Source organism: Enterococcus sp. E5-162, from assembly GCF_035725965.1.
Classification (GTDB): Bacteria; Bacillota; Bacilli; order Lactobacillales; family Enterococcaceae; genus Enterococcus_B; species Enterococcus_B lactis.
Window position 1 is genome coordinate 148,547 of the sequence record NZ_JAPRFV010000003.1, and the last position, 12,660, is coordinate 161,206.

Annotated in this window: 14 protein-coding genes and 1 tRNA gene; 11 read left to right on the plus strand and 4 right to left on the minus strand. The window is 36.7% G+C overall.

Annotated features, from left to right (window positions below; translation table 11 throughout):
* The first annotated feature begins 337 nt into the window (after positions 1-337).
* Positions 338-411: transfer RNA gene (locus tag OZZ83_RS04370), tRNA-Ile, on the plus strand.
* A gap of 514 nt (positions 412-925) precedes the next feature.
* Here OZZ83_RS04370 and OZZ83_RS04375 read toward each other — a convergent pair.
* Positions 926-1,225 carry a DUF5960 family protein gene (locus tag OZZ83_RS04375; protein WP_002342980.1) on the minus strand — a complete coding sequence of 100 codons (300 nt, stop codon included), beginning with the start codon at positions 1,223-1,225 and terminating at the stop codon, positions 926-928.
* Between the two features lie 5 nt (positions 1,226-1,230).
* On the minus strand, positions 1,231-1,461 hold the full coding sequence (locus tag OZZ83_RS04380; protein ID WP_278023477.1) for a hypothetical protein: 231 nt from the start codon (positions 1,459-1,461) through the stop codon (positions 1,231-1,233).
* A gap of 835 nt (positions 1,462-2,296) precedes the next feature.
* Between OZZ83_RS04380 and OZZ83_RS04385 the strand changes: the two genes are divergently transcribed.
* A complete protein-coding gene (locus tag OZZ83_RS04385) occupies positions 2,297-2,845 on the plus strand; it encodes a hypothetical protein (RefSeq protein WP_002344058.1) in 549 nt (182 codons plus the stop codon).
* Positions 2,846-2,992: 147 nt separating this feature from the next.
* Here OZZ83_RS04385 and OZZ83_RS04390 read toward each other — a convergent pair whose 3' ends face one another.
* Positions 2,993-4,225 (minus strand): aminopeptidase, encoded by a 1,233-nt coding sequence (locus OZZ83_RS04390; RefSeq protein WP_278023478.1) that lies wholly within the window; start codon positions 4,223-4,225, stop codon positions 2,993-2,995.
* A gap of 255 nt (positions 4,226-4,480) precedes the next feature.
* Here OZZ83_RS04390 and OZZ83_RS04395 point away from each other — a divergent pair, with 255 nt between their 5' ends.
* On the plus strand, positions 4,481-5,050 hold the full coding sequence (locus OZZ83_RS04395; RefSeq protein ID WP_278023479.1) for a TetR/AcrR family transcriptional regulator: 570 nt from the start codon (positions 4,481-4,483) through the stop codon (positions 5,048-5,050).
* A gap of 175 nt (positions 5,051-5,225) precedes the next feature.
* Here the strand turns inward: OZZ83_RS04395 and OZZ83_RS04400 are convergent, their stop codons facing one another.
* Complete coding sequence (locus tag OZZ83_RS04400) at positions 5,226-5,666, minus strand: flavodoxin (RefSeq protein ID WP_002292892.1); 441 nt, start codon at positions 5,664-5,666, stop codon at positions 5,226-5,228.
* Positions 5,667-5,823: 157 nt separating this feature from the next.
* Here OZZ83_RS04400 and map point away from each other — a divergent pair, with 157 nt between their 5' ends.
* The 8 genes from map (at position 5,824) to rfbC (ending at position 12,642) form a co-directional block, all read left to right on the plus strand.
* The gene (map, locus tag OZZ83_RS04405; RefSeq protein WP_002292891.1) at positions 5,824-6,588 is read left to right on the plus strand and encodes a type I methionyl aminopeptidase; all 765 of its coding nucleotides are present in this window, start codon (positions 5,824-5,826) and stop codon (positions 6,586-6,588) included.
* Between the two features lie 31 nt (positions 6,589-6,619).
* The gene (locus OZZ83_RS04410) at positions 6,620-7,543 is read left to right on the plus strand and encodes a YihY/virulence factor BrkB family protein (protein ID WP_002292890.1); all 924 of its coding nucleotides are present in this window, start codon (positions 6,620-6,622) and stop codon (positions 7,541-7,543) included.
* Between the two features lie 75 nt (positions 7,544-7,618).
* A complete protein-coding gene (locus tag OZZ83_RS04415) occupies positions 7,619-8,758 on the plus strand; it encodes an MraY family glycosyltransferase (RefSeq protein ID WP_002292888.1) in 1,140 nt (379 codons plus the stop codon).
* Entirely contained in the window at positions 8,751-9,551 is an 801-nt protein-coding gene (locus tag OZZ83_RS04420) for a glycosyltransferase (RefSeq protein WP_002292887.1), read from the plus strand. The genes OZZ83_RS04415 and OZZ83_RS04420 overlap by 8 nt, the downstream gene beginning before the upstream one ends.
* A complete protein-coding gene (locus OZZ83_RS04425; RefSeq protein WP_002310294.1) occupies positions 9,551-10,378 on the plus strand; it encodes a glycosyltransferase in 828 nt (275 codons plus the stop codon). Before OZZ83_RS04420 ends, OZZ83_RS04425 begins: the two co-directional genes overlap by 1 nt.
* Positions 10,379-10,382: 4 nt before the next feature.
* Complete coding sequence (locus OZZ83_RS04430) at positions 10,383-11,090, plus strand: glycosyltransferase family 2 protein (protein ID WP_002292885.1); 708 nt, start codon at positions 10,383-10,385, stop codon at positions 11,088-11,090.
* A 99-nt stretch (positions 11,091-11,189) separates the two neighbouring features.
* Entirely contained in the window at positions 11,190-12,056 is an 867-nt protein-coding gene (gene rfbA, locus OZZ83_RS04435) for a glucose-1-phosphate thymidylyltransferase RfbA (RefSeq protein WP_002292884.1), read from the plus strand.
* Between the two features lie 13 nt (positions 12,057-12,069).
* The gene (rfbC, locus tag OZZ83_RS04440) at positions 12,070-12,642 is read left to right on the plus strand and encodes a dTDP-4-dehydrorhamnose 3,5-epimerase (protein ID WP_002292883.1); all 573 of its coding nucleotides are present in this window, start codon (positions 12,070-12,072) and stop codon (positions 12,640-12,642) included.
* The last annotated feature ends 18 nt before the right edge of the window (positions 12,643-12,660 follow it).

Here is a 12,660-nt window from a genome sequence, read left to right on the forward strand (position 1 = left end):
CTCAATCTTGGGCGAGGTCTTTTTTCATTTTTCTGAAAAATTAAAGTAAATAATAGACTAAAAAATAACCATGTGAGATAATGAACATAGAAAAAAAGCTTCAGATACCCCCTCACCCTAGAGTCTTTCCCCAAAAAGATAAGTATCTGAAGCTTTTTTCTTTTTATAACTTGGAAATAGTAACATAAAATAATATATTTTACAAAGAATAAGTACAATCTAGTTTTTTGCTATTAAATGTGTAATAATTAATGTGCCATCACAATATGAAGAATGAAACCATTATTATCTAGTCTATGTCCATTCTTTTTGTTTGCAGGAGTTGTGATGGTTTCTCGTACCTTTAGCTTAGTTGGTTAGAGCAGACGCCTCATAACCGTCCGGTTGTAGGCTCGAGTCCTACAGGGTACATTAATGTAGCCATTTGAATCGTTCTGTGTTAGAATTTTTTGAAGAGTATTATACAAGCTAAAGCTTTTCTTCATTGCCACTCATTTGAGTGGCTTTTTTATGTATCCTTTTATGGATTAATGAAAGGATGTTTCACATAGTTATACTTCTGTATATTTGAAAAGTTTTACTTTGATTTTTAAATGGAAAGACATTTGGGTTATATTGTGAGATAATAATAAAGAAGAGTTTAAAGCGTTCCCCAAAAACCACTGCCCCATAAGTGTGTTACGCTTTAAACTCTTTTATATTTGAAGCCATTAAAAAGCATACCATATTTTTGAAAAAAAGTGAGAAAAAAGGCTTATAATTGGAGTGGTAGTTAATTAGTGACTTATTTTTGATTTTATAGCACTGATACTATAAAATATAGATATCATCATATTACACAATCTTAATACTAACTTAAAAAATATCTCCTTTCATAAGTATGGTGATAAAATCCGTTCCGGGCTACCTTTTTAGGTAGCCTACTTTAATCTTTGTATCTTTCTGGATCAACGAAAGTATACTTTATATAGTCATAACGCCGATGATCGCTCCGTGCGTCTGGCACGTCAGTCACCACATCAAACAAAAAGTATACATCCTTCTTCATTCTCGTTTTCGCAGCAGGAATTTTAAAGTAGTTCTTATTAGAATAGTAGAGATTGATTAATAAACTGTCTTCAATTGCTAAAAAGAAAACTTCTGAATCCCACACCTTATAAAAATCTTTGACGAATCTATTCGAAGGGTCAAATTTAAACCATAATTGTGTCTCATTAAAAAGCATAACCATTACTCCGATCTATTTTTAAACTTAGTTTCTACCTCTAATATATATCGAGTTTTTATTTTGCTTTCAGAGAATACTGTTTCTTTTTTTGCAGTTACAGGTTGTTTATTTTCGGAAAAAGCTAATATAGCTAAAATTGAAACATCCATCTGGAATTTGTCTTTTTCGTTGCTTTGCTCATAAAAATCTGCATATTCATCACTAATATTTTTTCTAATAAATTCTTCCATCATAAAGATCACCTCGAAAAGAGTATACGAACAAACGTTCTTTTTGTAAAGGTGGAATTTATTATACTAAATAAATAGGTGAACAAGTACTTGTGCCAAATTATGTGCCAAAAAAAATCGAATTTAATAAAACACAAACAAAAAGAAATCCTATTATGATAACATTTCTTATAATAACAAACACAACAGAAGACGTGTAATAGTTAGTCAGGAACGTATAAATAACCCCTGTATCCTTTGTGGTACAGGTTTTTTTATTTTAAAACAACAAAAATTAAATGTTTTATAATTAAAAAAACTTCATTTTTTATTGATATAAGGGTATAATTGTTGTTGAAGGAAGGTGATAAAAAAACATTTTCATTAAAACGGAAAGCAAAAAATAAAAATAAAAATGAAAGAAGGAGAAAAATTAAAAAAATGGATTCTTAGCGCTACATTGATTGTTTTACTTAGGGCTTTCGCAGATGCAAGGGTAATAGAACAAAGTGGTTTTACTGGTAGGTGTGTAGCTTTTCCAATGCTATGGAGCTAGAGCCTTTCTAGTGGGCATAAGTATGTTTAACTTTTTATGCTAATCTGGGCACATAATGTACAGGCGCACTACATAGAGAATCTCGAAAGTGGGATTAGTACTAAGTATAGTTGATACAAACAGCACTTCACAGCTAGAATAATTGGAAAGTCAGAAGTTTTTTGTTCGATTTGAAATACCTAGTTAGTTTGAATAAGTACATAAAGAATCTTCTTATTTAGCACTTAATAAAAAATATAAAAAACATTTAAAAGAGAAATCAAAGGGTTTCTCAATCTTTGATAAAAAAGGAGGAAGTAGAAAATGAAAAAAGCAAAATTGATACTTAGTACAATCGTCTTGACATCTTTATGTAGTGGTTTTTTAGGGACTGGGACGGTGGATGCCAGTGAATATAATAATAAAGTTGTTTCGCTTCGAGCTGCTAGTGATACAACGCTTACTGTGTCACGCATACCTCATAATCCTATTCTATATTTTGAAATTTCAATGGAAAATTATAATCAATCTGACTCAACCCAACGTTGGGTAATGGAGTACAATGCAAATGCCGGTGGTTATTATATCCGGGAGCAGATTCCGGGAAGTGTGAATTTTACACCGCAATATATTTGGGATAGTGGAGGAAGCTTTTTGGACTTCTCGGGTAACAAAGAGAGGGTAGGGACTCTGTGGAAGTTATATTCAGCCGGACAGAATTCGTTGGGAAATATATTTTTTATAGAAAATATGTCAAACGGGAACTATATGAGTTGGACCAGAGGAGGTCATACTGATCGGGCGTTGAGGTCTACTGCATTTGATTGGAATTGGGAGCAAAGATTCATTGTACAAGTTGAAGGAGAAGTTTAAAAGAGAAAAATGGAAGTACACTAATACGTTCAATCTTTTTGACTTATATCTAGAGAGTGGGGCAATAATCAGATTTTTTTCTGACTATTGTCCCACTCTCTTTTTTATATATTTTTCGTTATTTTATTTGTGCTAACAAGATTTTGCTCAAGCCCAATCTCCATTACGGAAAATCGGTACTGTAGAACCGTCTTCGCGGATACCATCGATATCCATCTTGTCAGATCCTACCATGAAATCTACGTGGGTTTGACTTCTATTCAAACCAGCTTCTGCTAATTCTTCATCGGACATTTCTGTACCGCCTTTCACACTGAAGGCATAAGCAGATCCTAAGGCTAAATGGTTCGATGCGTTTTCATCAAATAGTGTATTGAAGAAAATGATACCAGATTGAGAAATAGGTGAAGGGTCAGGAACAAGTGCCACTTCTCCTAGACGACGCGCACCTTCATCGGTATCAAGCAATTTTTCTAAGACATCTTCGCCTTGTTCGGCAGAAAAGTCAACTACTTTTCCATCTTTGAAAGTAAATTTCATACCAGAGATGATCGTACCAGCATAACTCAGTGGTTTTGTACTTGAAATATACCCATCTACACGATGACTGTCAGGAGCGGTGAACACTTCTTCTGTTGGCATATTTGCCATGAATTTTTCCCCTCGAGCATTGTAGCTTCCAGCACCTTCCCAAAGATGGTTTTTAGGCAATCCAATGATGATATCCGTACCAGGAGCAGTGTAGTGCAGGGCAGAAAATTGTTCTTGATTCAATTCTTCTGCTTTTTTTGCTAATTTCTCATCGTGTTTTTTCCATGCTAAAACAGGGTCTTCTTCGTAGACACGAGTTGTTTTAAAAATTTGATCCCATAATGCATCAACTTGTTCTTCTTCTGGCAGATCTGGAAAAACTTTTGTTGCCCATTGTTTACCAGCAGCAGCTACAACAGTCCAACTGACTTTATTTGCCTGAGTTGCCTTGCGCAAATTCATTAGTGCTTTACCGGCAGCTGCTTGATAAGTTGCTACTCGGTGGCTGTCTACACCGGCAAACGCATCAGGATCGGCAGAAACGACACTGATCCTGCTTGCTCCTTTTTCAAGCCATTCATCCGCTTGAACGATTTTAGATTGTGGTACATCCTCAATACGATCTGTTGCTGCATGTAAAAGAAATTCTCTTTGAATCTGATCATCTGTCCACTGAACGATGACTTCAGCAGCTCCTAATTTGTAAGCTTCTTGTGTGATCAAGCGAGCAAGGGGTGCTTGGTCTACACTGATCTGTAAAACGACTGTGTGACCTTTTTCTGTGGCCACGCCAGTTTCTGCAATTAAGCGTGCATATTTTTTTAGAAGTTCATTAAAATTCGATAACATAATAAAAATTCCTCCTCACCATTTTTTCTGGTAACTATTAGCATGATACCATTTAATCATGATTCAAACAATGTAGCTTTAAATAAAAAAAGGAGGTTATTTTTTTCTGGTTGCGTTCCACGTTCTATGACACGACTTGCTATTTTAGCTTGTGAAGAAAATCGAAAACTAATTTTGCATATCAAAAAAAACATGTTACAATGAAATTAATCAATGGTGGAAGCGTTATAAAAAAATTGAGGAGATTAAAAAAATATGGCAAGAAAAAAGACGATTACTAAAGAACAGATTTTGGCAGCTGCTTATGAAGTAGCTGCCACCGAGGGATTTACACGATTTACTGCGAGAAACATTGCGAACAAAATGAATTGTTCCACGCAGCCGATCTATCTTGAGTTCAAAAATATGGATGACTTGAGACAAGCACTTTTTGAGCAAATCTATGATTATTTGCAATACGAAGTGTTTCCAGTTGAGCATACAGGGAATACGATTATCGATCTTGCTTTTAATTATATCCATTTTGCAAGAAGAGAGAAGAAGTTGTATCGTTCACTGTACTTAGAAGAATATGGTGGAGGAAAAGAGATGCAAAATTTCTCTTATACTTACTTTGTGAATACAGTGAAACGGGACCCAGCCTACGCGGATCTTTCAGAAGAACAGATCGAATCCTTGCATAACGGTACATGGATCATAGCTACCCGGATTGCAGCTTTGATGTCTTCAAGCATTATCCATCCAACTGATGAGCAGATTGAAAAAATGATCCAAGACAGCATTGATGCAATCTTGAATCTCAAAGAACCAATCGAAATCGATTGAATATACTCAAGAGTTTCGCCAATCAGTAGATAACAAGAGATGTGTCAACATAAGGAAAATTTCGTTTTTCTTACAGCGTATACATTTTTAACTCCCGAAGAACTCTTCCATGAATACAATAAAAGAGCCGTCTAGATTGATTCAATCTGGACGGCTCTTTTATATCTCAAGCATATTAAAGTTTTGCGACTAATTCTTTAGCGAAAGCTTCTAGATTTTCGATATCTTCTTCCTCAGCATTTAAGTCTACTTTTACATTTTCTGCGCCTTTTGATGCGCCTGTTTTTCCAAAAGCAGCATCGAAGTCATCCACTGATTTACAGAATTCATCGTAAAAAGTATCTCCAGATCCGCAGACGCCGTAGATTTTCCCTGATAGATCCAACTCTTGCAAGTCTTCATAAAAATCTACAATCTCATCAGGAAGATCGCCATCATCGTATGTATAAGTAGCTACGACGCAAATATCTGCCTCCTCGAATTCATCTGCATCTACTTGGGTACATTCGTTGATTTCGACTTCGATATCCATATTTTCAAATGCTTCTGCAACAATATCGGCGATTTCTTCAGTATTTCCTGTCATGCTAGCATATACGATTTTTGCTAAAGCCATGATGTGCCTCCTTGTTTAAAATTATTTAACAATTATGAATTATACCAAAACATCGTTGAAAAGAAAATAAAACCTAGAGACACATGGGAAATGTCATTTGGCTAAATGTATGCCGCTATGTTAAAATGAGAGAGATTTGTAAAAAGGAGACGAAAATATGATTACTTTAAAATCAGCACGTGAAATTGAAATGATGGCAGAATCTGGCGCTTTATTGGCAGATGTACATAAAAATCTGCGTGATTTTATCAAACCAGGCATAACAAGTTGGGATATTGAGGTATTTGTCAGAAACTATATCGAGAGTCATGGAGGAATCGCTGCGCAAATTGGCTTCGAAGGGTATGAATATGCGACTTGTATCAGTATCAATGATGAAATTTGTCATGGATTTCCTCGTAAAAAACCTTTGAAAAGCGGCGATTTGGTAAAAGTCGACATGTGTATCGATTTGAAAGGCGGCATTTCCGATTCTTGTTGGGCTTATGTAGTAGGAGAATCTACACCTGAGATCGACCGATTGATGGAAGTAACGAAGAAAGCATTGTACATCGGTATTGAGCAAGCACAAGTAGGAAATCGGATCGGCGACATCGGTCATGCTATCCAGACATATGTAGAAGGTGAAAATCTAGCGATCGTCCGTGATTTTATTGGTCATGGCGTTGGCCCTACGATCCATGAAGAACCAGCCGTTCCTCATTACGGAGAAGCTGGAAAAGGTTTGCGATTGAAAGAAGGTATGGTCATCACGATCGAGCCTATGGTCAATACCGGAACTTGGAAAATGAAAATGGATCCTAATGGTTGGACTGCTTATACAAGAGACGGCGGACTATCTTGCCAATATGAACATACATTGGCTATTACTAAAGATGGCCCTAGAATCTTGACATCACAAGGAGAAGAAGGTACCTATTGATTCAGCCAATTAATAGGTACGGGAGAGGTACATGAAAGTTTGGAACAAAATAAAACAAAATGAAAATCTGATGCGCTTTATTGAGACGACTCAAAAGCGCATCACTGATTCAGAAATGAGTACGACCTCGGTTGTCGTTGCTTATTATTTACTCTTGTCTTTATTTCCATTGATTATTGCTTTTGGTAATATTTTGCCGTTTCTCCATATCGATCAAGAGACTGTGCTGACCTATTTACGAGAAGTGATTCCTGAGACCGTTTACCAGTTTATTGGTCCTGCAATCAAGGACCTTTTGACACAAAGTTCAGGCGGTTTGCTATCCGTTTCTGCTTTAGCGGCCTTGTGGTCTGCCAGTCAAAGTATTAACGCTTTACAAATTGCGATGAATAAAGCGTATGGCGTAGAAAATAGAAAAAATTTTTTGATCGTTCGCTTCTTCTCGCTGATCGTAATCGTCTTGTTCATGATTGCCATTAGTGGAGTAACTATCGTTCTTGGTTTAGGACAGCTGATTTTAGATGCTATCCAACCGATTGTACAAATACCTGTGAACTTTATTGATCAGTTCCAAACCTTGAAATGGCCAATCACATTGGTGGCTTTATTTGTCATCATGTTCTTGATTTATTTAATTGTCCCTAATGCTCAGTTGAAGTTGAAGACGATTATTCCAGGTACGATCTTCGCTACCGTCGGCTGGATGCTGTTATCACAAGTGTTTAGTATCTATGCCAGATATTTTGCAACGAGGATCAGCGGTTATCAGATCATAGGAAGTTTTATTGTCCTCATGCTTTGGCTTAATTTTGCTGCTACGATCATCATTTTGGGCGGAATCATCAATGCAGTTGTTCAAGAATACGTGACGGGACATCAAATCAAAAAACGTCGAGATCCAAGCCGAAAATGGTTCAATAAATTGAAAGCTAAATTTTCTCATAAAAAAAAGTAGAAACAAGAGTTCTTATTGTAAATTTATATCAGTAATTTATAATAATTATGACTCTTAATTAAAGTAGGTGCCCATATGCTTGTTTCTTTTAGTATGGTTATAAGATTTTTTCTGACAATTTTATTATCACTGATATTAACACCTGTATTTAAAATCATTTCAGTACAAACGGGTATGGTCGACAAACCAAATGAAAGAAGGATAAACAAAGTTCCAATGCCTTCCGCAGGCGGACTGCCCATTTTTATTTCATTTGTTATATCGACTTTATTCTTATTCCGTAAAATCATTCCACAATCGTATATTGTGCCGATCTTGCTCGCTTCTTTGGTGATCATCGTCACAGGAGTACTCGATGATAAATTTGAGTTGACACCTAAACAAAAGAGTGTAGGGATCTTGCTTGCCTCTCTTATTATTTATTTTGTAGCAGATATACGTATTGATTCCTTTACGCTTCCTTTTATTGGCTATGTTCAATTAGGATGGCTTAGTTTCCCTGTAACGATTTTTTGGATCTTCGGTATCACGAACGCAGTCAATCTGATTGACGGTTTAGACGGGTTAGCGGCAGGGATTTCATTGATTGGTTTAATCACGATAGGCATCATTGGGTATTTTTTCCTTCATGCTTCCACAGTGTACATCCCGGTCGTTATTTTCTGTCTTGTAGCAAGTATTATCGGATTTTTCCCGTACAATTTTTATCCGGCAAAGATTTATTTAGGCGATACAGGAGCGTTATTCTTAGGGTTCATGATGGCCGTCCTTTCACTACAAGGGCTGAAGAACGTAACTTTTGTTTCGTCAATTTCTCTACTGATCGTCATGGGCGTTCCGGTAACAGATACGTTTTTTGCTATCATTAGAAGAAAAGCAAACCGTGTTTCTTTTTCTACAGCAGATAAAAAACATCTTCATCACCGACTAATCAGTTTAGGATTTACTCATAAAGGTGCCGTCCTGACGATTTATGCGATGGCTTTGATGTTTTCTTTCACAGCTATGGTCATGAATTATACTGGAAGAATCGGAACGATTGTATTGATTATTGCTATGCTATTTGCTGCAATTTTATTATTTGAATTGATTGGTCTGATTAACGAGAAACATCAGTTTATTTTAAAAACATTGCGATTTTTAGGGAATAAAGAGTATCGTACGCAAGTAAAACAGAAATATTTGAAGAAATGGAACCGTCATATAGATGAATAACAAATTAAACCAGCCAATTCTTATTAGTATTGTAACGGCGAACAGTGATAAGATTTTTCGGACACTAGATAATTTTATTTCCACTGTAAAAGATGAAACAGCGATAAAAATTCGGATTTTTGACAACAACTCCCTTCCGGAATATAAAAGCAGACTAAAAGAATATGTGACATATCCGTATATCGAAATCTATTTTCATGATGAAAATTCCGGATTCGGTTATGGACATAATCACAATCTGCTGAAGAGCGATTGCCACTATGGCATTATTTGTAATCCAGATATTTTAGTGGATGAAGAAACAGTTACAGCATTGGTGTTGTTACTGAAAGAACATCCCGAATGCGCGATGTTAGCACCTAAGATTCTTAATGAAGATGGGACCACTCAGCACCTCATCCGTGAGCGGCTGGCTGTTTTTGATTATGTTTTGCGCTTTGTGCCTTTCAAATGGGTCAAAAAAAGGTTTGATAAACGGCTAGCTGTCTTTGAATGCCGTGGCTTGCCCACTGATGTTGATAGTTATGTGCGAATGATCTCGGGCAGTTTTATGGTAGCTGATATTGATAAATTTAAAGAGATAAGGGGATTTGATGAGCGTTTCTTCATGTACTTTGAAGATAATGACTTGTGCTTGAGTTTTGAAAAAGCAGGTTACAAATTATTGTACACACCCTTTTATGCAGTCGTCCATTTTTATGGAAAGGGTGCACATCGAAATGCAAAACTTTTTCGTGTGTTTTTGACTTCTATGATGAAATTTTTCAATAAGTGGGGGTGGCGTTTTTTCTGATGAAACCAGAAATAGTAGTAGTAGTCGTGCTATATCAGCAACTATTCAGCCAATCTCCAACTTATGAACCATTAAGCAAAGCACTTAGCGAAAAGCATATTCAGCTTGTTATTTACGATAATAGTCCTCAAAGACAGCAAAATGAGCTGTTTGAAAAAGAAAACACCATTTACTATCATGATCCGCAAAACCCTGGATTAGCGGCGGCTTATAATTATGCGTTGTCTCAAGCAAATGAAAGAACACGTTGTATCGTTACATTGGATCAGGATACGAGGCTAGTCGACGACTATTTTGAAATCTTGCGTAAGGTAGCTTTTACAGATGAATGTGTTGCTGCAGTTCCGATGATTTTTTCTGGGGGACGGCAAGTTTCTCCCGTCTATTCAAATCATTATATCAATCGTACAGCACAAGCAGTAGAAGTAGACGGTACGACAGCTGAAAGAATCATGGCAATCAATTCAGGTGTGGCATGGTCTGTCAAATTTCTAAAAAAGATTGGCGGGTTTAATCCTGCTTTTTCTTTAGATTTTTTGGACCATTGGCTGTTTTGGAAAGTGAATCAGTTGGAAAAAATGGTGGAGATACTACCAGTACGACTGGAACATGATCTTTCGGTATTAGACTATGAAAAAGTTTCAAGCAATAGATACCGTTCTATTTTACAAGCAGAAAATCGATTTTATCATGAATATGATCAAAGACATTTATCCAGTCACCGACAACAATTATTGTTAAGAACAGTTAAACAGTTTTTGACCGTCAAAAACCGGCATATCTGGCGGATGACTTTGCGCTCATATGTTAAGAATTGGAAGGTGTGAATTCGTGCGTTCGGTTTGTATAGCTACCTTTAATGGGGGCAGATATTTAAGAGAGCAGTTGGATAGTATTTTATCTCAGCTTTCAGCAGAAGATGAAGTGATTATTTCTGATGATGGATCAGTAGATGATACATGGGATATATTGACTGAATACGCAGAAAAAGATAGACGGATAAAGCTTTTTTCAGGACCTCGTCAAGGGTTAATCGCTAATTTTGGCTATGCGATTCAGCAGACGAAAGGAGAGCTAATCTTTTTGGCAGATCAAGATGATGTTTGGTTAGAGACAAAAGTGAAAAAAATCACTGACTATTTTGAACAGCATCCGGATCAGTTAGTAGTCGTTTCAGATTTGATCATTGTGAACAGTAAGCTGCAAGAGATCCATGCTTCCTATTTTTCATTCCGAAATTCCAAAGAAGGATGGGTCAATAATGTGATACGAAGTCATTATATTGGTGCAGGTATGGCTTTTCGCTCTTCGTTGAAATCCGATATTTTGCCGATTCCCTCAGAAGTGCCTATGCATGACATGTGGATCGGTTTGTTGGGAGGAAGGAAGACTGGGTTTCTGAGAGAACCTTTGACACTGTATCGAAGACATGATTTAAATGCGAGTGAGATTGAAACGCATTCTAAATTACGCCAAAAAATTTCCTGGCGTGTTCATCTGATTACGGCGTTGATCAAACGAAAATGGTTTAAACGTTGATAAAAGATGTTTAAATCCTTAATATTTCCATGACAAATATAACGATTGATGAGATAATAGCAAAGTGAAATTTGAAATCAAAAAGGAGAGCATATATCCATGAAGGGAATCATTCTTGCTGGGGGCAGCGGAACACGTCTGTACCCTTTAACAAAGGCAACATCGAAACAATTGATGCCGATTTATGACAAACCAATGATTTATTATCCAATGTCTACTCTGATGTTGGCGGGAATCAAAGAAATTCTGATTATTTCAACGCCACAAGATACACCACGTTTCAAGGAATTGTTTGGAAACGGAAATGATTTAGGACTGCAGATCGAATATGCAGTACAAGAAAGTCCAGATGGATTGGCACAAGCATTTATCATTGGAGAAGAATTTATTGGAGATGATAGTGTCTGCTTGGTATTAGGAGACAATATTTACTACGGTGGCGGTCTGTCTAAAATGTTGCAACGAGCAGCTTCAAAAGATGCAGGCGCGACAGTATTTGGCTATCATGTCAATGATCCAGAACGCTTTGGTGTAGTAGAATTTGATGAGAATATGCAAGCTTTGTCGATTGAAGAAAAGCCTGCTCAGCCAAAATCAAATTACGCAGTAACTGGCCTTTATTTTTATGACAATGAGGTGATTTCTATTGCTAAAGGAATCAAACCGTCAGAACGTGGAGAATTAGAAATCACAGATGTCAATAAAGCATATTTGGATAAAGGAAAATTATCTGTAGAACTTATGGGACGCGGATTTGCTTGGCTTGATACAGGAACACATGAATCATTGCTTGAAGCATCTACCTTTATCGAAACGATTGAAAAACGTCAGAATTTAAAAGTGGCTTGTTTGGAAGAAATTGCTTACCGTATGGGCTACATTGATAAAGAACAACTGCTAGCCCTTGCACAGCCTTTGAAAAAAAATCAATACGGTCAATATTTATTGAATTTGGCCGCTGAATAAGGAGTTCCTACAGATGAAAGTAACAGATACAAAATTAACAGATGTAAAAATCGTGGAAATGGATGTCTTTGGCGACCATCGCGGTTTTTTTACAGAAAGCTATTCAAAAGCAAAATTTGCAGAACATGGATTAGATTATGACTTTGTTCAAGACAATCATTCGTTATCTGCTGAAGCTGGTGTTCTTCGGGGGCTCCATTTCCAAAAAGGAGAAGCTGCACAGACAAAATTGATTCGTGTGGTTACTGGAGCAGTTTTAGACGTAGTAGTGGACATCCGCAAAGGCAGCCCGACTTATGGTCAATGGGACGGATTTATCTTATCTGAACATAATCATCGTCAGTTGCTTGTACCTAAAGGATATGCACATGGATTCGTTACTTTGACACCAAACGTGAACTTCCTTTACAAGTGTGATAATTACTATAATGCAGAAGCAGATGGAGGCATCGCATTTGATGATCCAGATTTAGCGATTGATTGGCCAATTGATCCATCAAGAGCGATTATGTCGGAAAAAGATCACCGTCATCCGACATTAAAAGAATTTGAAGCAGAAAATCCATTTGTTTACGGAGAAATCTAAGAATTAAGGAGAAATTTT

Excerpts from the sequence above, each read along its gene's own strand:
- OZZ83_RS04400 (WP_002292892.1), bottom strand. The coding sequence starts at position 5,666 with ATGGCTTTAGCAAAAATCGTATATGCTAGCATGACAGGAAATACTGAA.
- rfbC (WP_002292883.1), top strand. The coding sequence starts at position 12,070 with ATGAAAGTAACAGATACAAAATTAACAGATGTAAAAATCGTGGAAATG.
- OZZ83_RS04420 (WP_002292887.1), top strand. The coding sequence starts at position 8,751 with ATGAATAACAAATTAAACCAGCCAATTCTTATTAGTATTGTAACGGCG.
- OZZ83_RS04415 (WP_002292888.1), top strand. The coding sequence starts at position 7,619 with ATGCTTGTTTCTTTTAGTATGGTTATAAGATTTTTTCTGACAATTTTA.
- map (WP_002292891.1), top strand. The coding sequence starts at position 5,824 with ATGATTACTTTAAAATCAGCACGTGAAATTGAAATGATGGCAGAATCT.
- OZZ83_RS04395 (WP_278023479.1), top strand. The coding sequence starts at position 4,481 with ATGGCAAGAAAAAAGACGATTACTAAAGAACAGATTTTGGCAGCTGCT.
- OZZ83_RS04425 (WP_002310294.1), top strand. The coding sequence starts at position 9,551 with ATGAAACCAGAAATAGTAGTAGTAGTCGTGCTATATCAGCAACTATTC.
- OZZ83_RS04380 (WP_278023477.1), bottom strand. The coding sequence starts at position 1,461 with ATGATGGAAGAATTTATTAGAAAAAATATTAGTGATGAATATGCAGAT.
- OZZ83_RS04410 (WP_002292890.1), top strand. The coding sequence starts at position 6,620 with ATGAAAGTTTGGAACAAAATAAAACAAAATGAAAATCTGATGCGCTTT.
- OZZ83_RS04390 (WP_278023478.1), bottom strand. The coding sequence starts at position 4,225 with ATGTTATCGAATTTTAATGAACTTCTAAAAAAATATGCACGCTTAATT.
- OZZ83_RS04375 (WP_002342980.1), bottom strand. The coding sequence starts at position 1,225 with ATGCTTTTTAATGAGACACAATTATGGTTTAAATTTGACCCTTCGAAT.
- OZZ83_RS04385 (WP_002344058.1), top strand. The coding sequence starts at position 2,297 with ATGAAAAAAGCAAAATTGATACTTAGTACAATCGTCTTGACATCTTTA.
- rfbA (WP_002292884.1), top strand. The coding sequence starts at position 11,190 with ATGAAGGGAATCATTCTTGCTGGGGGCAGCGGAACACGTCTGTACCCT.